Consider the following 20,221-nt stretch of genomic DNA (forward strand, 5'->3'; position numbering starts at 1 on the left):
CACCGCGGGCGCAGGTGCTGATCACGGTCCCGGTCATGGCGCTGCTCGGCCTCACCGATGAATCGGCCATGCTCGACGGATACGGGCCGATCCCGCCATCCATTGCCCGCCACCTGATCGCCGACGGTGCCGAATCCTTCCACCGCGTCCTGATCGATCCCCGCGACGGAGCACCGCTCGAGATCGGCCGGACCAGCTACCGGCTCACCAAAGCCCAACGCCAATGGCTACGACTACGCGACGGAAAATGCCCCTTCCCTGGCTGCAGCAACCACTCCCTCGACACCGAAGCGGACCACCTCCTCGCCTGGGCCCACGGCGGCACCACCGGCATCCCAAATCTCGGCCAACCCTGCCACAACACCACAGACTCAGACACACCACAGCCTGGAAACCCACCGCCGCCACAAAGAACGAACCACCCGGCTGGACATCACCCACCGGACGCCACTACCAAAGCGAACACCCCGACTGGGAACCACCGACCTGGCCACCTGAGATCCTTGAAGTGCTGGGCCACCAAGAACCTGACTCTCCACTATCTGACGACACCCCGCCCGAAGGTCTGCTCCCTGCAGATCGCTCGCCTGCGTGGGCCCAGCTGGGGTCAGCCCTCCAGGAACCGGAACCCTCTCCGGTATGGAGCCGGCCACGGCCCTGGCGGTAATCTTTGACCGGTGTCCGCAAACCCCCTCCGGCATGCCATGGCCCGCGTGGGCGGCCGGGATCCGCATGAGAAGCACCGGGCCGCCACCCCGCTGGAACTCTTTTTCGACCTGACCTTTGTCATCGCCTTCGGGGTGGCCGGCAGCCGGTTCGCCACCAGATTGCGGAGGCCCACTTCGGCGCCGGGCTGCTCGGATTCTCCTTCGCGATGTTCGCCGTGATCTGGGCATGGATCAATTTCACGTGGTTCGCCAGCGCCTACGACACCGACGACTGGGTATTCCGGCTGGTCACCATGGTCCAGCTTCTCGGGGTGCTGATCCTGGCCATGGGCATTGAGACGATGTTCCACTCGCTCGTGGAGGGCGATCATGTGGACAACGCCGTGATGGTGGGCGGCTACGTGATCATGCGCCTGGCCTTGGTCTTCCAGTGGCTGCGCGCGGCACGGCAAGATCCGGCACGCCGGCGGACCTGCCAGCGGTACGCCACGTATCTTGGCGTGGTGCAGCTCGGCTGGATCGCGGTGCTCATCATTGAGGCGGACATCCTGACCACGTTCCTCGTGGCTGCGCCCCTGTTCATCCTGGAAATGGCCACACCCTACGCCGCGGAGCGCAGCATGCGGACCCCGTGGCACGCGCACCACATAGCCGAGCGCTACGGGCTACTCGCCATCATCGCCCTTGGCGAATGACTGATCGGGGCGATCGAAACCCTACGCGCCATTGTGGCCCACCATGGCTGGAGCGTCGACCCGGCGATGGTGGGATTCGGCGGAACGGCCCTCGCGTTCAGCATGTGGTGGATCTACTTCATCCTGCCCGCCGGCCCGGCCCTACATCTCCAGCGCCACCGGTCATTCTTCTTCGGCTACGCGCACATGCCCATCTTCGCTGCCATCGCCGCAACTGGCGCCGGGTTGCACGTGGCGGCCTACTATGTCGACCATGAGGCCCACATCAGCGCCGCCGTGGCCGTGGCCAGCATCGCGGTCCCCGTGGCTCTGTTCAAAGTCTCCCTGACCTGGCTCTTCAGCGTCATGATCTGCGTGGACCGGACCGTCATTGCCGTGGCGGCCGGCGTCGTGGCCGCGCTGGCGGGCAGCGTGGGACTTGCCACCGCCGGGGTTTCGGTGCCGATCTGCCTGCTGGTGGTTGTGCTGGCGCTGGGCGTGTCGATTGTCATTGATGAGAAGCGTGGAACCGAACGAATGAACGCCGCCCTGGAGCAGATGAAAGCAGGAGCCTAAGAGGCTCCGTCCGGCCGGCTGTCCGCCGCTTCCGGGGCCTGGACAGGCTCAGCGACGGGAGCGTCTTCGTAGGAGAGGTTCTCGTAGTCCGTGTCGTCTTCGTCGTCGAGCCTGTCGTCCAACTCCTTCAGCAGCCAGGGATTACCCCGTGCAAGGATCTTGCGGACTTCCTCGACGTCGACGGCGGCATACAGCACCGGACGGGCATCCCGGTACTTGGTGACCGGCGCTTTCTCCGGCCACTTCGCGGCCAGAGCCCTGACGCGTTCGGGCAGGGAATTGTGGGCATTGTCCGCGATCTTTACGAGGGCCGCGTCGTGGTCCTCGGCAATGAAATGCATCCCGGCCTGATAGTCATCGGGATTGTCGTGCAGCCTGTTGGTGACGCGTTCAATGATGTCCGCTGCCCGCTCGGAAACGCCCATATCCAGCAGTGCCTGCCGCGTGATGGGAGTGTCCTCGGCAATGTCATGAAGGTAACCGGCAATCCGGATATCGTCGTCGAAATCTGCCAGGGCATCACCTACCGCAATCACATGGTCACGGTAGGGCCGCTTGAGCTTGTCCTTCTGCCGATTGTGGGCCACCTCGGCCAGGACCTTCGCGGTCTCGACAGTGAATCGCGGTTGAGGGATTTGTGCTTCAGTGAATTCGGGTGCCGACATAGCTCCAGCCTACGCGTAGGGCAGCAAGTGGCCTCACGTCGGCGGGGCCGCAAGCCTCCGTTCGCGCGCTGCCTAGGGGCCGGTCCAGACCCACGGTTCCCGCGGGAGGTCCGCCGGGCGGAACTCCGCGAGTGCGTTTTCCAGCGTCCCGGCCGGCAGCCCCAGGGACTGCAGGATGAGGTTCCGCACGTCAGCGGCGGAACCGCCGGTACGGGCGAGATCGGCCAGCGTCACGGCGCCGTCGCGCTTGGCCAGCCGGGCGCCGTCGGAATTCACCGCCAGCGGCACATGCGCATATTCCGGGACAGGAATATCCAGCAGTGACGCAAGATATGCCTGCCTCGGCGTGGACGGCAGCAGGTCATCGCCCCGCACAACCTGGTCGATGCCCTGCGCGGCGTCGTCCACCACGACGGCCAGGTTGTAGGCGGTCACGCCGTCGTTGCGGCGGAGGACAAAATCGTCCACCACGCCGATGAAATCACCGTGCAGCACATCCCGCACTGTGTACTCCGCTACCTCGGCGCGGAGCCGAATGGCAGCTGGCCGGGTGGAGCGTTTGAACTCCAGCTCGGCAGGATCGAGGTCCCGGCACGTGCCCGGATAGGCGCCCTGCGGCGCGTGCGGCGCGGACGGCGCCTCCTGGATTTCGCGGCGCGTGCAGAAGCATTCGTAGGTAAGGCCTGCGGCAGCCAGCCGCCCGATAGCTTCGGCGTAGACGGCGCCGCGGTCCGTCTGGCGCACGACGGCGCCGTCCCACGTCAGGCCCACGGCCTCCAGATCGCGGAGCTGCTCCGCCTCCGCGCCGGCCCGCGCCCGGTCAAGGTCCTCGACGCGCAGCAGGAAGTCGCGGCCGGAGGACCGGGCGAACAGCCAGGCAAGCATCGCGGTGCGGAGGTTTCCTACATGCAGTTCACCGGAAGGGCTGGGGGCAAAGCGGCCGGCAGGGGTCATGGACCAACCCTAGTCCGGGGCAGCACAAGAGCCCCTCAGCTACCGATGACTTCGGGGATCCGACGTCGGTGGCTCAGGGGCTCTTGCCGTGTGTGCAGAATGACCGTGGTGTGAACAAGTGTCAATCAGCGGCGTCCTCCTTGCGGGAGGCGGTGTCCAGTTGCCGGGTGGTGTGCCGGGTTCCTGTAGCCTGCGGGATTCGGCGGTAGCCTCAGCCCTTGTTGCCACAATTTGAGCAGACGCCATACAGTTGGCACAACTAGCAAGCATTTCGTTGGTCAGTCTGACCAATAGGGACCACAAGCTCCGACAGGAACTGATCAGATTGCAGCAATTGGACGCCACGGACAAGCGCATCATCAATGCCCTGGACGAGGACCCGCGCGCCCCCATCATGGTGCTGGCCCAGCGGCTGGGCCTGGCGCGCGGGACCGTCCAGTCGCGCCTGGAGCGGATGACGGCGTCGGGCGCTCTCCGTCCCAACAGCAGCCGGGTGCTCCCCTCCGCCCTGGGCAGGGGTGTGGCCGCGGCCGTCAGCGCCGAACTGGACCAGAGCCACCTCAACGAAGCCATCGCGGCCCTGCGAGAAATCCCCGAGGTCCTCGAATGCCATGCCCCTGCCGGCGACACCGACCTGCTGATCCGCGTGGTGGCCACCAGCCCGGACGACCTCTACCGCGTGTCCGAGGAGATCCGGCTCTGCCCCGGCATTGTCCGGACGTCCACCAGCATGTTCCTGCGGGAAGTCATCCCGTACCGGACCACCGGACTGTTGCAGGACTGAGCTCCGTCTCTCCGGGCCCGCACTCGACCCCGCACGGGGAGCTCTCCCCATCGCACTCGAAGCTGCTGAAGTCCGCAACGGCCGGGCTGGAGTCGGCCTCCAAGTCGGTGCTCGCCAACGCCGACGAGCAGGAGAAGGCCAGCAACGGGGCCGGCTCAGGCGGTGGCTCCGGGAGTGGTGGCAGCGGTTCCGGGAACGGCGTTGCACAGGACCTGACGGACCGGCCGAACGGCATGACCCCCGAAGAACGCCAGGAGTACCTCGGCAGCGAGGAATTCAGGCACTGGGCGCTTGAAAATTCCGAGGCTGCAAAGGCCGCCATGGATGCTGCCGCCGATCTGGGCTGATCGACAAAAGCTCCGAGGAAGACGCGGATTTCCTCAGCGACTACTGGAACAACCAGGCAATGCTGGACATAGGCATCGACCCCGCCAGCTGGGACACCTCCAAAGGCACCGAACACAACTGGGAGACCATCAAGAAGGTCTACGACTTCTACGGCCAGGCGTACCTCTCCAACCCGGACCTGCAGTGGGCCGGCACGGCCAACATCAACACCAGGGACTCGGGAAAGATCAAGCTCACCATCGTTGCTCCGAGCGGCGAGATCAGTGGGGAAACGGACCGCATCCGATTGAACACCACGAACAAGCGGCCGGACTTCAGCGAGGTCACCTACTTCCTCACCGCTGGCTCTCCTGACGAGTATTTTGAGCTCATCCGGGACGGTGTGGCGCGGTACGGGATCGACGCCGACTCCGCCGAACGCTGGATCGCCGGTGCCCAGCGGGACCCGGAACGAAAGACCGATTTCTCCATCACCTCCGGCACCTCCACAGGCCTGGACGTGAACTACGACCTCCGGTACGACGGCGGCAAGGACACCCAGGTGATCATCGTCCACGTCCGCCCCACGGACTGAGGCAACGCAGGACGGACGCATCTCAAGGGCGCAAGCGCTACAGCGGCGGGCCCGCATTGGACTTGATGTTCTTCATCACCAGCGTGGACGTCAGCCGCTCAACCCCGGGCAGTGACGTGAGTTCGGCGTCGTAGAAGCGCTGGTAGCCGGGCAGGTCCTCGGCGATGACCTTCAACAGGTAGTCCGGGGAGCCGAACAGCCGCTGTGCCTCCACGATGTTGGGATTGTCCGCCACCCGGTTCTCGAAGATCTCCATGGTGGAGCGGTCCACCTGGCGCAAAGTCACAAAGACAATGGCCTCGAAACCCAGCCCGACGGCGGCCGGATCGATGTCCGCCTTGTAGCCGCGGATCACGCCCGATGCCTCCAGATCCCGGAGCCTCCGGTGGCATGGCGCCACCGTGAGCCCGACCTTCGCGGCCAGCGCCGTGGCGGTCATCCGGCCATCTTCTTTGAGGTGGCGCAAAATGTTTCTGTCAATGTGGTCAATCACGCAAATATCTTACCAATTCGGACTCAACCTGGGCGAAAAGGGTAAGCACTTATGGCCCGAAACTTCATAAGGTTTGTCCTATACCCATCGGACAGGAGCCCGCCATGAATCCCCAGTTGTTTTTCGCCTTTGTGCTGGTGGCTGTCGCCCTCGCCTGCACCCCCGGCGTGGACTGGGCGTACTCCATCACGGCCGGTCTGCGGCAGCGCAGCTTCGTCCCGGCCGTGGCCGGACTCTGCGGCGGCTACCTGCTGCACACACTGCTGATGGTGGCAGGCCTCGCGGCCCTGCTGTCCGGCCTGCCCGGCGTCCTGGGCTGGCTGACCGTGGCCGGCGCGGGCTACCTGCTGTGGCTGGGCATCAGCACCCTCCGCTCCTGGCGCGGGGCCTCCTTCAGTGCGGCAGACGCCGTCGGGAAGCCCGCCAACCAGCTCCGCACATTCCTTCAGGGCATGGGAACCAGCGGCATCAACCCCAAGGGGCTGCTGTTCTATGTGGCGCTGGTGCCGCAGTTCGTCAGCCCGGAGGCGTCCCTCCCGGTCCCCGTCCAGTCCGGCCTGCTGGGCCTGACGTTTGTCCTGCTGGCCGGGGCCGTCTACACCTGCGTGGCGCTGCTGGCCCGCAAACTCCTGCAGTCACGGCCCGGCGCCGCACGGACAGTCACCCTGGCCAGCGGCATCATCATGGTTGCCCTCGGCGTGGCGCTCCTCTCCGAGCAGCTGGTTCCGCTGGTTGCAAGGCTCACGCAGCAAGCCTAGGCTTTGCGCTCCATAAACCATTCCGTGAACTCCGACGCCCGACCGTCCGGTTCGAGGCGGATGACCCACAGGTTGTCGTAGCTGGGATTATCGCCGAGGTAGTCCGTGAAACCCTGCACAAAGGCCAGCCCGCCGTCGGTCCCCAGCCCGCTGTCCGCCCCCAACAGCGTCCACTCAAAGGTCCAGTTCCCGGGGCCGTCCGCCGCCTCCAGCCAGCGGTCCACGATCTGCTCGCGGCCCCGCCAGGCGTCGGCATCATGCGGCCGGGTGGCGTAGACGGCTTCCTCGGTGAACAGCGCCCTGATGTCCTCCGGGTCGTTGGAGGTCCACGCCGCGATGTACTTTTCCATCCAGGACCGCACTGCGTCGCTCATTCCTCCGTTGTACTCCGGGACGGACTGGTCCACAAGGCAAGTCCACAAGGCAACGCCACCAGGCAAGTCCCTAAGGCCGCCATCACCCGGAGCCTATTTCCCGTCCAGGTTTTCCCACTCCTGCTCCCACAGCCGGCGCTCGTCGATGTCCTTGCGGATGACTTCGAACGTTTCCAGCTCCGCCGGCCGGCCGCGGAGCCAGTCCCGCGGGTTGAGGGATTTGCGGCCGTTGTCGAGCACCAGCAGGGCACGGTCGGTGAGGGCGTCGTTGCGGAGCACCACGTCCGTTTTCCGACGGCGGAGCACCTCCTTCAGGGCCTCGTGCGCCTTTGCGTGGGCGCCGAGCCGCCGGAGCGCGCGCCCGCGGAGCAGCAGCAGGGCCGCCGAGAGGTCGTCGGAGTTCAGCAGCCCCTCGGTCCAGATCACCACTTCCTTGTCGCGTCCCAGCGCGAACGCCAGTGCGCAGCGGGCCAAGGCTGAAGGCAACGACGGCGGCAGCCCGGCCACCGTCTGCAGCGCGGCTTCCAGCTGGCCCGTCTCCCGCAGGGAGTGCGACAGGGCCAGGAAGACCGATTCCTGGCTGAACAGCACGGGGACTTCGATGCGCTCGGCAACCTCCACCCGGGTGACCACGCGCGTGAGATAGGTGGCCGCATACTGGTTGGCGTCGTCGTCGTTCCTGATGGACAGGCCGCGCTGGAGGAGTTCGGACGCGCGCAGGTAGCCGCCGTGCTGGTAGGCCAGGAGCCCGGCCATGACGGAGCAGAGCCCCGCCCAGCCCGGATATGCGCGCCCCACGGCGATGAGCCGCTCCGGTTCCCTGCTGGTGAAGATGGCATCGTGGACTGCTTTGGGCGCCTTGCCCGGCATCCGCTTGAGCCTGGGGATCTCGCCGTCCACGGCAATCAGCGCGGCATCCCGGCCACCCAGCACACCATGGATCAGCCCGCCCACACTGCCGGCTAGTTCCCGGACGGGGGTCTGCAGGCGGGCGTTCCCGAACGGCGTCAGGTCACGGGTGTCCCGGTAGATCGGTCCTCTGGTATCCCCCGCGGTCATCTCTCCATGCTACGTGGCGGACCTGCTTGCACGCCCTACGTGGCCGCCGCGACCCAGAGCCCGATCACCCAGGTGCTGGCCGCCAGGCACGCGAGCCCGAACTCGGCCAGCATGCCCAGCCCGGTGGCCTTCAGGGCGGCCCAGCTGGTGGTGGTTGCGGTGCCGAAGTTCCGGGTGCGGAGGAACTCGCTGAGCAGCAGTCCCACGGCGAAACCCACAAAAAGCCCTACCACCGGGATGACGAACATGCCGGCCACACCCGCTGCCAGGCCGATCACCACACTGCGGTTGGGAATGCTGTGCTCCCTGAGCTTCCGTCCGGTCAGCACGGCGCTGGCAGCCATACCGGCCAGCACAAACACCATTCCCACCGCGAAGACCACCCAGCCCGTGGCCCCGGCACCGCCCCAGATGGCCCACGCCAGCAGGCTGAGCCCGATCAGGAAGCTGCCGGGCAGGATGGGGATGATGGTGCCCGCCACCCTCACCAGGATCGCCAGGCCGCACAGGATGCTCACCACGGTTTCGGAGTTCATGAGCCCCAGTTTAGGGCGGCGCAGCGGTGAGCCCGGCAGCTTAACGCCCGACGGCGGCGCGTCCCCTGCGCGGGGAGGCACCGCCGTCGGGCGTTGTGTCAGCGTGTGGCTGCGGAGGTTTACTCGGCTTCCACGGCGGCGGCGACTGCAGCCGTCACTGCCGGGGCAACGCGCGGGTCCAGCGGGCTGGGCACGATGTAGTCCACCGAAAGGTCAGCTTCCGCGAGTTCGGCAATGGCGCGGGCCGCGGCGAGTTTCATGGCGGGCGTGATCCGGCGGGCGCCGGCGTCCAGCGCGCCGCGGAAGATTCCGGGGAAGGCCAGGACGTTGTTGATCTGGTTGGGGAAGTCGCTGCGGCCGGTGGCCACCACGGCGGCGTACTTGGCGGCCACCTCGGGCAGGACTTCGGGGTCCGGGTTGGAAAGGGCAAACACGATGGAGTCGGCGTTCATCAGCTTCAGGTGTGCCTCGTCCAGCTTCGAGGAGGAAACCCCGATGAACACGTCAGCACCAAGCAGCGCTTCGCCTGGGCCGCCCGTGACGCTGCGGGGGTTGCTGTGCTGCGCCATCTGGGACTTTTTGCTCTGCGGGTCGGCGGCAATGTCGGCCCGCTCGCGGTTGATGACACCCTTGGAGTCGAGCAGGACAACATCCGTGATGCCGGCGGCGAGCAGGATTTCGGCGACGGCGATGCCTGCAGCTCCGGCGCCGGAAACCACCACGCGGAGTTCTGCGAGTTCGCGGCCGGTGACCTTGGCGGCGTTCGTCAGGGCGGCGAGGGCCACCACGGCGGTGCCGTGCTGGTCATCATGCATGACCGGGCAGTCCAGCGCCTCGATCAGCTTCTCTTCCAGCTCGAAGCAACGGGGGGCCGAGATGTCCTCAAGGTTGACGGCGCCGAAGCTGGGGCGGAGGCGGACCAGGGTTTCCACGATCTCGTCAACGTCCGTGGTGTTCAGGACCAGGGGAATGGAATCCAGCTCGCCGAAGGTCTTGAACAGGGCGGACTTGCCCTCCATCACGGGCAGTGAGGCGGCGGCGCCGATGTTGCCCAGACCCAGCACTGCGGTACCGTCGCTGACCACAACCACCAGGCGCTGCGCCCAGGTGAGGGTCTTGGCGAGTTCCGGGTTGTTGTGGATGGCGCGGCTGACCTCGGCCACACCGGGGGTGTAGGCGATGGACAGGTCGCGCTTGTTGGACAGCGGGACCGTGCTTGTCACCGAGAGCTTCCCGCCCTGGTGGGCGTCGAAGATCTCGGCTTCGGTCAGGGCAGTGGCTGCTGAATTGTCGGTCGGTGCGATTACGTCAATGGACACGTCGTTGTCTCCTGGGGCTAGCCGTGGGCGCACGGCGCAGAAAGGCTCAAGCACAGGGAGGCTCAAGGTGGAATTCGTTGCTTCTTGGGCCCAGAGGTGGCGGGCCCGGGGTGAAGCCCTTGCAGATGCGGGTTGCCAGCCACTCCGGTCCTGCCATAATAAACAGCGCCCACGCGCCAGAAAGTGCATTCGACGCTCCGAGACCGTGCCAAATCGTTTAATCAGGCCGATTTGTGAGCCACATCACGGCATAAAGACGTATTTATTGGCTTACTGGTCTAGACCAGTTACGCCGATCGGTGGGCCTCACGAGCCCCGGCAGCCACCGGAGCAAGCAAGGTGCAGGCCTTTTTGAGGTCCTCTTCGGCCTCAAAGAGCGAAAGCCGGCGGTTGCGGACGGACTGGACCAGACCAGTGACGGTCAGCAGGAGCACCCGGGCCGCTACGGCGTCGTCGGAGGCGGTGGCTACAGCCGATTCGCTCAGGGCATCGATTTCATGCAGGAGTGCCGTGGTGTCCATGCCCTTGAGGTACACGCAGCGGCTCAGGCACTGTTCGACTGCCGGCTGCATCACCCGCATGTGGAAGATCTCCATCACCACGCCGGTGAGGGCGCGGCCACCGAAGCTGGCCGCCGACGTGCGGGCCCTGCCCTGAAGCTCGTCCAGCTGCTGGCGGTAGAGGGACAGCATCAGGTGGTTGGCCGTGGGGAAATAGCGGTAGACGGTGCCCAACGGCACGCCGGACTTTTCCGAAATTTCCGCGAGGTCCACGGACTCCAGCCCTTTGCGGGCAAACCCTGCGGCAGACTCAAGGACGCGCGTGTAGCGGAGCCGCTGACGCGGCGTGGAGGGCCGGGCGGCCATGGACGGATGGGCTGAAAGGGTCTCGGGCATCAGGATTCCGGGGTTGTGTTCTTATGGTGCAGCGGCAGGGAGAGTCCCCATCCCGTGTGCCTGCAGTCCGCCTCAACTATACGCGGCACAGGCAAAAGCCGGAATCAGTCCACGCCCTTGATCTTGACCACGAACACAGCGCCCAGCAGGCCGATGACGGCGGCCGTGGTGAACAACGTGACGTACCCTCCCAGGAACTGCAGGGATAGGAAGGCGATCAGCGGGGCGAACACCTGCGGCAGCGAGTTGGCCACGTTGATGACCCCCATGTCCTTGCCCCGGTCGGCAGCCTTCGGGAGCACTTGCGTGAGCAGCGCGAAGTCCACCGCCAGGTAGGCGCCGAATCCGATGCCGAGCACCGCCGCCCCCGCCAAGGCCCCCGGCCACACCGGGAAGAACGCCATGATCAGTCCGGCGATGGCGATCGTGGCGGACGAGCCGATCACAAACGGCTTGCGTTTGCCCACCCGGTCACTCCACGGTCCGGCGAGCACCGCGGTGATCATGACCATCACCGCATAAATTCCCGTGAGGATCAGGACGCCCAGCGCCGGGTCCTCATGCTTGATGACGTCCCGCAGGAAAAAGAGCAGGTAAACGATGGTGAGCTGGTTGCCCACGTTGACCAGGAAGCGGGTGAGCCAGGCCCAGCCAAAGTCAGGGTGGCGGGCCGGGCTGATCCAGAAACCGCGCAGGAATCCGGTCCAGGTGAACGGCGGCCGGGCCTCCCGCGGGAGCGGGGGATCATTCCGGTGGAAGAGATACGGCAGCACGGAGAACAGCAGGGCGGCCGCACACATCGTGTACCCCACCATGAAGTTTCCCGAGACCACCGCGCCGAAAACTGCGCCGAGCAGGATTCCCAGGGTCTGGCCCATGGCTGCCAGCCCGCCTACTCCGCCGCGCTGCAGGACCGGCACGCGGTCCGGGACGGCCGCGGTGATGGCCGCGTAGGCAGCGTTGGCACCGAGCTGGACCAGGCACCAGAAGAGGACCATCAGGGCCACCGCCGTGGCTCCGGACATCGCCAGCAACGCAGCCGTAGCCAGGACGGCGCCGGCCAGGACCCACGGGGCACGCCGGCCGAAGCCTGAGACGGTCCGGTCGGACAGGGCCCCAAACAGCGGGTTGGCCACCAGCGAGACGGCGGCGCCACAGCCCGTCACCAGGGACAGGATGGCTTCCTTGTTGAGGGCGTCAATGCTGATGGCCTGCTGGCCGATGAACACATTGATGGGGCCGAAGAAGGCGGCGTTGATGCCGACGTTGACCAGCACCAGCCCGGTCACCCAGCGCGCGGTGACCTTCTGCGTCGGCTCGGCGAGCGCCGCCGTCGGGCTTTCCGATCCCGCCCCGGGAACCGACGCTGCGCTGGGATCCGGTGCTGCGGGTGTGTTGGACAGGCTCATGCTGCTTCCCCCTGGAACGGTTGGTGATTCTGAAAATCAGACTATCGTGGGCTGCATCGCCCCGCTTGCCTTACGGCGCTTGCCTGGTGTGGCGATGGACAGCGCGCAGCCCCCACGACACTGAACACCTGGAGATCCAATGACCGCATCTGCTGGCAACACCAACAGCCCCGTCAACACCGCCGATCTGTACGATGAGCGCGGCGAGGACCTGGCGTCCGTTTCACTCCAGTTCCAGTCCCTCGGCGGCCGTTCACACTTCAGCGGCCCGGTGCGGACCATCCGCTGCTTCCAGGACAACGCCCTGGTCAAGTCCACCCTGGCCACCCCCGGCAATGGCGCCGTGCTGGTGGTGGACGGCGGCGGTTCGCTGGGCACGGCCCTGATGGGGGACATGATCGCCGAGAGCGCCGTGGCGAACGGCTGGGCCGGCGTCGTAATTAACGGCGCCATCCGCGACCGCGAGGCGATCGCCCAACTGGATCTGGGCGTCAAGGCGCTGGGCAGCAACCCGCGCAAGAGCGCCAAGGCCGGCGCCGGTGAGGTTGACGTGGATGTAGTGCTCGACGGCGTGACCTTCCGTCCCGGCGTCACCGTCTGGTGCGATCCGGACGGCATCCTCGTGGAGCGCTGATTTGGGTCCTCCAGTTCGGGCGGGGGCCCGGGCGGGAGCGGCGGTTCCGGAAGAAATCTCCGGCAGCGGGAATGAAACGCGAACTAACATAGTTACTGAAAGCAACTATCGAGCGTCATCCCTTTTTCTTTCCTGGAGAAGCCATGTCCAAAACAACCGCTGTGCGTGCCGCCGGCGAAACCCTGACACAGCGTCAGATCGTCACCGTGATGGTGGGGCTCATGCTGGGGATGTTCCTGGCATCCCTGGACCAGACCATCGTGTCCACCTCCATCTACACCATCGCCAACGACCTGGACGGGCTGTCCCTCCAGGCGTGGGCCACCACCGCCTACCTCATCACGTCCACGGTCAGCACGCCGCTGTACGGCAAGCTGAGCGATATTTTCGGCCGCCGTCCGCTGTACCTGATAGCCATCGTCATCTTCCTGGTCGGCTCGCTCTACGCCGGCTCAGTGCACTCCATGACCGAGCTGGCCATCGCCCGCGGCGTCCAGGGCCTGGGCGCCGGCGGCCTGCTGGCCCTCGCGCTGACCATCATCGGTGACATCGTGTCCCTCAAGGACCGGGCCAAGTACCAGGGCTACTTTATGTCGGTGTTCGGCATCTCCTCCGTGCTCGGCCCCGTGGTGGGCGGCGCGTTCGCAGGGTCGGCCAACATCCTGGGCTTTGACGGCTGGCGCTGGGTGTTCTTCATCAACCTGCCCATCGGTCTGGCGGCCCTGGCCGTGGTGTTTATGTTCCTGCACCTGCCGGCCAAGCACGTGAAGCAGAAGATCGACTACTTCGGCGCAGCCGCCATCACTCTCGCCATCGTCCCGCTGCTCCTGGTGGCGGAACAGGGCCGCAGCTGGGGCTTTGCGTCGCTGAACTCCTTCCTTTGCTACGGCCTGGGCGCGGTTGGCATCCTCTGGTTCCTGCTGGCCGAAAAACGCGCCGGGGACTACGCCCTGATCCCGCTTCGGCTCTTCCGGAACGCCACTTTTGGCCTGTCCTCGCTGCTGAACTTCATCATCGGCATCGGCATGTTCGGCGCCATCGCCATGCTGCCCATGTACCTGCAGCTGGTCAAGGGGCTCACGCCCACCGAAGCCGGCCTGATGATGATCACCTTCACCCTCGGCATCCTGACCGGTTCCATCACCGCGGGCCGCACCATTTCGGCGTCGGGCACGTACCGGATCTTCCCCATTGTGGGTACTGGCATTCTCACCGTCGCCGCGCTGGTTATGGGACTGTCCCTGGGCGTGGAAACGGGCCTCTGGGTTCCCGGCGTGATCGCCGTGTTCTTCGGCATGGGCCTCGGTTTCTGCATGCAGCCGCTTACGCTGGCCATGCAGGTCTCCGTGCCCCCGAAGGACATGGGTGTAGGCACCTCCTCCGCGGCGTTCTTCCGGTCCATGGGCGGCGCGGTGGGCACGGCCGTGTTCATCTCCATGCTGTTCAGCCTGGCCGCGAGCCGGATCGCCGACACGATGAAGTCAGCCATGTCCAGTGCCGACTACCAGGCCGTGCTGCGCGACCCGGCCGTGGCCGCGGACCCCGCCAACGCCAAGCTGTACGAGTTCTTCCAGAACGGGGCATCGAACGAATCGCTCAATGACACCAGCTGGCTCCATACGGCCAACAGCGTGCTGACCCGCCCCATCACGGAGGGCTTCGCCTACGCGATCGACACCGTGATGCTCACCGCCGCCGTGCTCACCGGGATCGCGTTCCTGATCAGCTTCGCCCTGCCGAACAAGAAGCTGACGGATCCGAAGGTCGCCCCGCGGGGAGACACAGCTGCGGTGGCGGCCCACTAGCTCCCCCGGGTTCCGCGCGGTGAGCGGAGTCCTGTCACGGCAGGCAGTCTTTTGGGCTGCTGCCGATGTCGTTCCGCGGAATCCCGGGCTTTTCCGTGCCGACCGGCCCAAAAGCGTGCCCTGCGTGACGCGCGGGCGCACCGGACCCCTTACGGAGGTGGAAGACGACGACGGCGGCACACCCCGCCGTCGTCGGCTTTCTGTTTCGGAGGGTACAAGTCGCAAGTGGAACGGCGGGCGGTGACGTGCCACACTGTTTAGCGCGTGTGCGCCGGCCATAAGCCGGTCCCGCAGCCGACGACGTCCGCACCGCGTCCACCCCACCCCCAAATCTCAGGGAGCAGCATGCCCACCGCCAAGGAGCAGACCACCGCCAAGATCCCGCAGCGGGTGATCTGGCTGGCACTCGCAGGCGCGGTGGGTGGATTCCTGTTCGGCTTCGACTCCTCCGTGGTGAACGGTGCAGTGGACGCCATCAAGGACGAGTTCGCGCTCTCCGAGGCCGTCACCGGCTTTGCCGTGGCCATCGCCCTGCTGGGCTGCGCGGCAGGCGCCTTCCTCGCCGGCAAAGTCGCCGACCGGTACGGCCGCATCCCCGCTATGAAGCTCGGCGCGCTGCTGTTCCTGGTCAGCGCCATCGGAACCGGCTTCGCGTTCGGCGTCTGGGACCTGATCTTCTGGCGCCTGGTGGGCGGCCTGGGCATCGGCCTGGCCTCGGTGATCGCACCCGCGTATATTTCCGAGATTTCCCCGCGGCAGGTCCGTGGCCGGCTGGCGTCGCTGCAGCAGCTGGCCATCACCACCGGTATCTTCGCCGCACTCCTGTCCGACGCGCTCTTCGCCACCACCGCCGGCGGCGCGGACCAGGCCTTCTGGCTGGGCCTGGAAGCCTGGCGCTGGATGTTCCTCGCCGCGGCGGTTCCTGCCGTGGTCTACGGCTGGATCGCCTACACCCTCCCGGAATCCCCGCGGTTCCTGGTGTTCCAGGGCAAAGAAGACGAAGCCCGCAAGGTGTTCGACTCCATCGCCCCGTCCGAGGACACGGACCGGCACATCCGCGAGATCCAGGACGCCATCGAAGAGGACAAGCTGTCCGGCCAGAAAGGCTCGCTCCGCGGCAAGACCTTCGGCCTGCAGGCAGTGGTCTGGGTGGGCATCGTCCTTTCCGTCCTGCAGCAGTTCGTTGGCATCAACGTGATCTTCTACTACTCCACCACGCTGTGGAAGGCCGTCGGTTTCCAGGAGAAGGACTCGCTCACCATCTCGGTGGCAACCTCCATCACCAACATCCTGGTGACACTCGTGGCCATCGCCCTGGTGGACCGGATCGGCCGCCGCCCCATTCTCCTGGCCGGGTCCATCGGCATGGCGGTCTCACTGGGCACCATGGCCTTGGCGTTCTCGGCCGCGGTCGGTTCAGGCTCCGAGATCTCCCTGCCGGGTGCCTGGGGTCCGGTGGCCCTCATGGCAGCCAACATCTTTGTGGTCAGCTTCGGCGCCTCCTGGGGCCCGCTGGTCTGGGTCCTCCTTGGTGAGATCTTCCCGTCCCGGATCCGTGCCCGCGCCCTGGGCCTGGCCGCCGCCGCGCAATGGGTGGCCAACTTTGCCATCACGCTCAGCTTCCCGGTGATGGCCGCCGCTTCCCTGCCGCTGACCTACGCCATGTACGCGCTGTTCGCGGCGGCGTCGTTCTTCTTTGTGATGTTCAAGGTGCCGGAAACCAACGGCATGTCCCTGGAGCAGGCCGAAACGCTGTTTGTGCCCAAGGGTTCCAAGAAGGCCTAACGCCGGGTCAGAGAGTAAGCTTCATGCCCTCATGGCTGGCGTCAAAGCCGAGCCGCTGGTAGAACCGGTGGGCGGCCGTCCGCGACTTGTGCGTGGTCAGCTGCAGCAGCGTGCAGCCGCGGCGCCTGGATTCCTCGATCGCCCACCCCACCATCAGGTTTCCCAGGCCCTGGCCCCGAAGGCTGCCCGCCACGCGGACCGCCTCAAGCTGCGAGCGCCACGAGCCCTGCCGCGAGATGCCGGGCAGGAAGCTCAACTGGAAGGTGGCCACGACGCGGCCGTCAGCTGCCCCAGCCGGCACGTGCTCGCCCACCACCAGCAAATGGCACGCGTCGGCGTCGATCGCTTCGAAGGCCCGCTCGTAAGGCGCCATGTCGTGGCCCAGTTCTCGGCTGGCGCCGAGGGAATCGTCGGCCAGCAGTGCCACGATGGCGGGCAGGTCCGCGGACACGGCGTGCCGGAGGCGGAAGGTCCCGCCGTCGACGTCGGCGGTCAGCAAGGCGGTCAGGGCGCCGGGGTTCGTGGTCATCTCCCCAGCATTCCACAAGGCTTGCGAACCTCTCCCCCCGAGACCCTCTCTCACTTTCGGTGCCTTAAACGCCAACGCTCTCTCATCCAGGTGAGAGAGCGTTGGCCAAAAACCCGCAGGATCTGCGAGAGGGTTCCGGAAAAACCCGCAGGAAGTGAGAGAGGGTCAGGCCGGGGCCTTCACCCCTTCCGCCTGGCGTTCCTCCACGAGCGTGGACACCGCCGCGAACAGGGGGTGCTCCGGTGCCAGCCCCGTGATCCTGGCTGTGGCGTCGGCAGGCGATGAGGAAGCCAGGATTTGCGCGAGTTCGGTGGCCTCGGCGTCGGCGGGGTCGGTGAATCGCAGGGCCGCGGCGATGGCACCCAGAAGCGCCTCGGGCACGATCCCGCGTTCTGCGAGTTCAGCCGCGGGGCCGATGAACCGTTCGTGCCGGCTGAGCTTGCGCATGGGGGCACGCCCCACCCGGTTCACGGTGTCCGGCAGGTGCGGGTTGGAGAAACGGACCAGGATCTTCTGGACGTAGGCTTCCTGCTCGTCGTTGTTGAAGCCGTGCTTGGCCACAAGGAGTTGCTTGGTTTCCTCCAGGACGGCCCGCACATCTTCCGCAACGTCCTGGTCGGCCATGGCCTCGGAGATCTTTTCCAGCCCGGCCTCAAAGCCGAAGTACGCAGCGGAGGCGTGCCCCGTATTCACGGTGAAGAGCTTCCGCTCGATGTAGGGCGAGAGCTCGTCCACAAACGTTGCGCCCGGGATGACAGGCGCAGCATCGCCAAACGCTGTCCGGTCGATGACCCATTCGTAGAACGTCTCAACGGTCACGTCCAGGCCCTGCCCCGGCGCCTGGTTGGGCACGATCCGGTCCACCGCGGTGTTCGCGAATACCGCCGCGTCGTCCAGGGAGCCGGCGGCGTCGTCCCAGAGGGCGGCGACTTCGGCCCGCAGGATGTCCGTGGCGTTGATGGCGTTCTCACAGGCCATGACCTGCAGCGGCGCCAGCCCGGCAGCCCGCGCCGCGATGCCCTTCGTGATGGCGGGCGCCACAAACTTCAGGATGTGCGGCCCCACGGCGGTGGTGACAATGTCCGCCGTCGCGATTTCCCGCACCAGCGCCGCTTCCTGCGTGCCGGAGTTCAGCGCGCGGAAGTTGTCCACCGTCCGGACGGTGGGGTTCTCCCCCACCTCGTGGACGTTGTAGCTGACTGCTGCCGCGAGCTGGTCGATGAGTGCGTCCGCGACATCCGCGAACACCACCTCATAACCGGCCTGGTGCAGCAGCAGCCCCACAAAGCCGCGGCCGATATTCCCGGCTCCGAAATGTACGGCCTTCACTATGCGTTCACCTTTCCGAACAGCTCCAGGACTTCCTCAACGGACGTGGCCGCTTCCAGCTGGGCCACCTGGGCCTTGTTGGTGAAGACCTTCGCGATGGAGGACAGGATGTGGAGGTGTTCGTTGTTGATGCCGGCCACGCCCACCACGAACTTGACCTGCTTGCCGTTCCAGTCGATGCCGTCCGGGTAGCGGATCACGGACACCGCGGACTTCAGGATGTGGTCCTTGGCGGCGTTGGTGCCGTGCGGGATGGCCAGGAAGCTGCCCATGTAGGTGGACACGGATTCCTCGCGCTCGTGCATGGCCGCAAGGTAGCCCTCGTCCACGGCGCCCCGGGCCAGGAGCAGCTGGCCTGCTTCGTCGATGGCCGCGTCACGGGTGGTGGCTGTGCCGTTAAGGATGACGCTGTCGGCCACGAGGATGTCGGAAGGCACGACGGCGGCCGGTGCTGCACCGCTGTCGGGTGCCGCGTCCACCGGGGCACCGGCGACGTGGGCGCCGTGGCCGGCGGCAGCACCGGCGTCGGGCGTTGCGCCTTCGGTGTTGTGCTCCTTGACCAGCTCCACAATCTCGTCGTACCGCGGGCTGTTCATGAAGTTATCCACCGAGAAGTGCGCGGCGCTGGACGTGACGGGCTTGGCGCGTTCGGTCAGGTCCTGGTGCGTGATCACCACGTCGTAGGTGTCACTGAGGTTGGCGATCGCCGCATTGGTGACCTTGACGTCCGGGAACCCGGCAGCCTTGATCTTGTTCCGCAGCACCGAGGCGCCCATGGCACTGGAGCCCATACCGGCGTCGCACGCGAACACGATGTTCTTGATGGGGCCGGCCAGGACAGCCGTGCCCACCCCAGCACCGGCGCCGGTCAGCACCGAGGAGACGGAGCTCTTTTTGCCCTTCATCGCTTCCATCCTGGACGTGGCGTCGCTGAGGACCACCTCGTCGCTGTGCTTGGTGGTCTTCAGGATCACCGAGGCCACCAGGAAGGAGACCGTCATGGCGAGCACCACCGCGAGGATCACCCCGACGTAGCTGTCACGGGAGGTCTGGGCGAGCACGGCGATGATCGAACCAGGCGCCGCCGGCGCAACGAGGCCGGAGCCGGTGATGGCCAGGGTGGCGATACCGGTCATGCCGCCGGCGATCGCGGCCAGGATCAGCAGCGGGCGCATCAGGACGTACGGGAAGTAGATTTCGTGGATGCCGCCGAAGAAGTGGATGATCGCTGCGCCGGAGGCCGAACCCTTGGCCAAGCCCTTCCCGAAGAACATGTACGCCAGCAGGATGCCCATGCCGGGGCCGGGGTTGGCCTCGAGCAGGAACAGGATGGACTTGCCCTGCTCCAGCGACTGCTGGATGCCCAGCGGGGTCAGCACGCCATGGTTGATGGCGTTGTTCAGGAACAGCACCTTGGCGGGCTCGATGAAAATGCTGGTGAGCGGCAGCAGGCCGTTGTTGACCAGGAACTGCACGACGTTGCCGGCGGCCGTGCTGAAGGCCTGGACCAGCGGCGAGATGCCGTAGAAGCCCAGCATCGCCAGCAGCGCGCCCCAGATACCGGCAGAGAAGTTGTTGACCAGCATCTCGAAGCCGGGGCGGATCTTGCCCTCCCACAGGAGGTCGATCTTCTTCATGGTCCAGCCGCCGAGCGGGCCCATGATCATGGCGCCGATGAACATCGGGATGCCGGCGCCAACAATGACGCCCATGGTGCCGATGGCTCCCACCACGCCGCCTCGGACGTCGTAGACCATCCGGCCGCCGGTGTAGGCGATCAGCAGCGGCAGCAGGTAGGTGATCATGGGGCCAACGAGGCCCACATTGGGCACTCCCTCGGCGCTGGTGCCGAAGCCGCCGAGGGCAGGGACCGGGATCCAGCCCTTCTCAATGAAGAGGGCCGTGATGAGGCCCCACGCAATGAACGCGCCGATGTTGGGCATGATCATGCCGGACAGGAACGTCCCGAACTTCTGGACGTGAACCCGCAGGCTGGTGCGGGGTTTCGCAACTGTCTCTGTTGCCATGTGCTTTCCTAACCGTCATTCCTGC

Annotated in this window: 19 protein-coding genes and 2 pseudogenes; 9 read left to right on the forward strand and 12 right to left on the reverse strand. The window is 66.2% G+C overall.

Features of this window, described 5'->3' with window-relative positions; translation table 11 throughout:
* Both ACX80X_RS11700 and ACX80X_RS11705 read left to right on the forward strand, forming a co-directional pair.
* Positions 1–667 (forward strand): annotated as a pseudogene (locus tag ACX80X_RS11700) (HNH endonuclease signature motif containing protein); the annotation flags it as partial.
* Positions 668–677: 10 nt separating this feature from the next.
* Positions 678–1,918 (forward strand): annotated as a pseudogene (locus ACX80X_RS11705) (low temperature requirement protein A).
* On the opposite strand, the gene ACX80X_RS11710 reads toward ACX80X_RS11705, so the two are convergent.
* On the reverse strand, positions 1,915–2,583 hold the full coding sequence (locus ACX80X_RS11710; protein ID WP_459312162.1) for an HD domain-containing protein: 669 nt from the start codon (positions 2,581–2,583) through the stop codon (positions 1,915–1,917). The pseudogene ACX80X_RS11705 and the gene ACX80X_RS11710 sit on opposite strands and share 4 nt — an antisense overlap.
* A 72-nt stretch (positions 2,584–2,655) precedes the next feature.
* The gene (gene gluQRS, locus ACX80X_RS11715; RefSeq protein WP_459312164.1) at positions 2,656–3,537 is read right to left on the reverse strand and encodes a tRNA glutamyl-Q(34) synthetase GluQRS; all 882 of its coding nucleotides are present in this window, start codon (positions 3,535–3,537) and stop codon (positions 2,656–2,658) included.
* A gap of 325 nt (positions 3,538–3,862) precedes the next feature.
* Between gluQRS and ACX80X_RS11720 the strand changes: the two genes are divergently transcribed.
* The 3 genes from ACX80X_RS11720 to ACX80X_RS11730 all read left to right on the forward strand — a co-directional run bounded on the left by ACX80X_RS11720 (position 3,863) and on the right by ACX80X_RS11730 (position 5,243).
* Positions 3,863–4,321 carry an Lrp/AsnC family transcriptional regulator gene (locus tag ACX80X_RS11720; RefSeq protein WP_252611111.1) on the forward strand — a complete coding sequence of 153 codons (459 nt, stop codon included), beginning with the start codon at positions 3,863–3,865 and terminating at the stop codon, positions 4,319–4,321.
* A 107-nt stretch (positions 4,322–4,428) separates the two neighbouring features.
* Positions 4,429–4,668 (forward strand): hypothetical protein, encoded by a 240-nt coding sequence (locus ACX80X_RS11725; protein ID WP_252614537.1) that lies wholly within the window; start codon positions 4,429–4,431, stop codon positions 4,666–4,668.
* A gap of 59 nt (positions 4,669–4,727) precedes the next feature.
* Complete coding sequence (locus ACX80X_RS11730) at positions 4,728–5,243, forward strand: hypothetical protein (protein WP_252614536.1); 516 nt, start codon at positions 4,728–4,730, stop codon at positions 5,241–5,243.
* Between the two features lie 37 nt (positions 5,244–5,280).
* Here ACX80X_RS11730 and ACX80X_RS11735 read toward each other — a convergent pair whose 3' ends face one another.
* Positions 5,281–5,736, reverse strand: coding sequence for an Lrp/AsnC family transcriptional regulator (locus tag ACX80X_RS11735; RefSeq protein WP_141138772.1), 456 nt, complete (start codon positions 5,734–5,736; stop codon positions 5,281–5,283).
* Positions 5,737–5,840: 104 nt separating this feature from the next.
* Between ACX80X_RS11735 and ACX80X_RS11740 the strand changes: the two genes are divergently transcribed.
* The gene (locus tag ACX80X_RS11740) at positions 5,841–6,494 is read left to right on the forward strand and encodes a LysE family translocator (protein WP_252611108.1); all 654 of its coding nucleotides are present in this window, start codon (positions 5,841–5,843) and stop codon (positions 6,492–6,494) included.
* On the opposite strand, the gene ACX80X_RS11745 is transcribed toward ACX80X_RS11740, so the two are convergent.
* From ACX80X_RS11745 to ACX80X_RS11770, 6 genes are all read right to left on the reverse strand, one after another.
* A complete protein-coding gene (locus ACX80X_RS11745) occupies positions 6,491–6,868 on the reverse strand; it encodes a YybH family protein (protein WP_252611106.1) in 378 nt (125 codons plus the stop codon). The two genes, ACX80X_RS11740 and ACX80X_RS11745, sit on opposite strands and share 4 nt — an antisense overlap.
* A gap of 93 nt (positions 6,869–6,961) precedes the next feature.
* Complete coding sequence (locus ACX80X_RS11750; RefSeq protein WP_252599614.1) at positions 6,962–7,927, reverse strand: hypothetical protein; 966 nt, start codon at positions 7,925–7,927, stop codon at positions 6,962–6,964.
* Positions 7,928–7,962: 35 nt separating this feature from the next.
* Entirely contained in the window at positions 7,963–8,463 is a 501-nt protein-coding gene (locus ACX80X_RS11755; protein ID WP_459312167.1) for a DUF456 domain-containing protein, read from the reverse strand.
* A 119-nt stretch (positions 8,464–8,582) separates the two neighbouring features.
* Positions 8,583–9,782, reverse strand: coding sequence for an NAD(P)-dependent malic enzyme (locus ACX80X_RS11760; RefSeq protein WP_252614535.1), 1,200 nt, complete (start codon positions 9,780–9,782; stop codon positions 8,583–8,585).
* 287 nt (positions 9,783–10,069) lie between these two features.
* The gene (locus tag ACX80X_RS11765) at positions 10,070–10,678 is read right to left on the reverse strand and encodes a TetR/AcrR family transcriptional regulator (RefSeq protein WP_252614534.1); all 609 of its coding nucleotides are present in this window, start codon (positions 10,676–10,678) and stop codon (positions 10,070–10,072) included.
* 104 nt (positions 10,679–10,782) lie between these two features.
* Positions 10,783–12,087 carry an MFS transporter gene (locus tag ACX80X_RS11770; protein ID WP_252599618.1) on the reverse strand — a complete coding sequence of 435 codons (1,305 nt, stop codon included), beginning with the start codon at positions 12,085–12,087 and terminating at the stop codon, positions 10,783–10,785.
* Positions 12,088–12,226: 139 nt separating this feature from the next.
* Between ACX80X_RS11770 and rraA the strand changes: the two genes are divergently transcribed.
* The 3 genes from rraA (at position 12,227) to ACX80X_RS11785 (ending at position 16,311) form a co-directional block, all read left to right on the forward strand.
* Complete coding sequence (gene rraA / locus ACX80X_RS11775) at positions 12,227–12,721, forward strand: ribonuclease E activity regulator RraA (protein ID WP_252599619.1); 495 nt, start codon at positions 12,227–12,229, stop codon at positions 12,719–12,721.
* Between the two features lie 143 nt (positions 12,722–12,864).
* Complete coding sequence (locus ACX80X_RS11780; RefSeq protein ID WP_252611100.1) at positions 12,865–14,526, forward strand: MDR family MFS transporter; 1,662 nt, start codon at positions 12,865–12,867, stop codon at positions 14,524–14,526.
* A 345-nt stretch (positions 14,527–14,871) separates the two neighbouring features.
* Positions 14,872–16,311 (forward strand): sugar porter family MFS transporter, encoded by a 1,440-nt coding sequence (locus ACX80X_RS11785; protein WP_252614533.1) that lies wholly within the window; start codon positions 14,872–14,874, stop codon positions 16,309–16,311.
* A 7-nt stretch (positions 16,312–16,318) separates the two neighbouring features.
* Here the strand turns inward: ACX80X_RS11785 and ACX80X_RS11790 are convergent, their stop codons facing one another.
* The 3 genes from ACX80X_RS11790 to ACX80X_RS11800 all read right to left on the reverse strand — a co-directional run bounded on the left by ACX80X_RS11790 (position 16,319) and on the right by ACX80X_RS11800 (position 20,196).
* Entirely contained in the window at positions 16,319–16,840 is a 522-nt protein-coding gene (locus tag ACX80X_RS11790) for a GNAT family N-acetyltransferase (RefSeq protein WP_252599622.1), read from the reverse strand.
* Between the two features lie 165 nt (positions 16,841–17,005).
* Positions 17,006–18,169: a mannitol-1-phosphate 5-dehydrogenase gene (locus ACX80X_RS11795; RefSeq protein WP_252614532.1), complete on the reverse strand. Its 1,164-nt coding sequence runs from the start codon at positions 18,167–18,169 to the stop codon at positions 17,006–17,008.
* Entirely contained in the window at positions 18,169–20,196 is a 2,028-nt protein-coding gene (locus ACX80X_RS11800) for a PTS mannitol transporter subunit IICBA (protein ID WP_252614531.1), read from the reverse strand. Before ACX80X_RS11800 ends, ACX80X_RS11795 begins: the two co-directional genes overlap by 1 nt.
* Positions 20,197–20,221: the final 25 nt, after the last annotated feature.

Source organism: Pseudarthrobacter sp. MDT3-1 (genome assembly GCF_054510755.1).

Coding starts and splice junctions, on each gene's coding strand:
- ACX80X_RS11710 (WP_459312162.1), bottom strand. CDS start 2,583: ATGTCGGCACCCGAATTCACTGAAGCACAAATCCCTCAACCGCGATTC.
- ACX80X_RS11750 (WP_252599614.1), bottom strand. CDS start 7,927: ATGACCGCGGGGGATACCAGAGGACCGATCTACCGGGACACCCGTGAC.
- ACX80X_RS11780 (WP_252611100.1), top strand. CDS start 12,865: ATGTCCAAAACAACCGCTGTGCGTGCCGCCGGCGAAACCCTGACACAG.
- ACX80X_RS11745 (WP_252611106.1), bottom strand. CDS start 6,868: ATGAGCGACGCAGTGCGGTCCTGGATGGAAAAGTACATCGCGGCGTGG.
- ACX80X_RS11740 (WP_252611108.1), top strand. CDS start 5,841: ATGAATCCCCAGTTGTTTTTCGCCTTTGTGCTGGTGGCTGTCGCCCTC.
- ACX80X_RS11765 (WP_252614534.1), bottom strand. CDS start 10,678: ATGCCCGAGACCCTTTCAGCCCATCCGTCCATGGCCGCCCGGCCCTCC.
- ACX80X_RS11730 (WP_252614536.1), top strand. CDS start 4,728: ATGCTGGACATAGGCATCGACCCCGCCAGCTGGGACACCTCCAAAGGC.
- gluQRS (WP_459312164.1), bottom strand. CDS start 3,537: ATGACCCCTGCCGGCCGCTTTGCCCCCAGCCCTTCCGGTGAACTGCAT.
- ACX80X_RS11785 (WP_252614533.1), top strand. CDS start 14,872: ATGCCCACCGCCAAGGAGCAGACCACCGCCAAGATCCCGCAGCGGGTG.
- rraA (WP_252599619.1), top strand. CDS start 12,227: ATGACCGCATCTGCTGGCAACACCAACAGCCCCGTCAACACCGCCGAT.
- ACX80X_RS11800 (WP_252614531.1), bottom strand. CDS start 20,196: ATGGCAACAGAGACAGTTGCGAAACCCCGCACCAGCCTGCGGGTTCAC.
- ACX80X_RS11755 (WP_459312167.1), bottom strand. CDS start 8,463: ATGAACTCCGAAACCGTGGTGAGCATCCTGTGCGGCCTGGCGATCCTG.
- ACX80X_RS11790 (WP_252599622.1), bottom strand. CDS start 16,840: ATGACCACGAACCCCGGCGCCCTGACCGCCTTGCTGACCGCCGACGTC.
- ACX80X_RS11770 (WP_252599618.1), bottom strand. CDS start 12,087: ATGAGCCTGTCCAACACACCCGCAGCACCGGATCCCAGCGCAGCGTCG.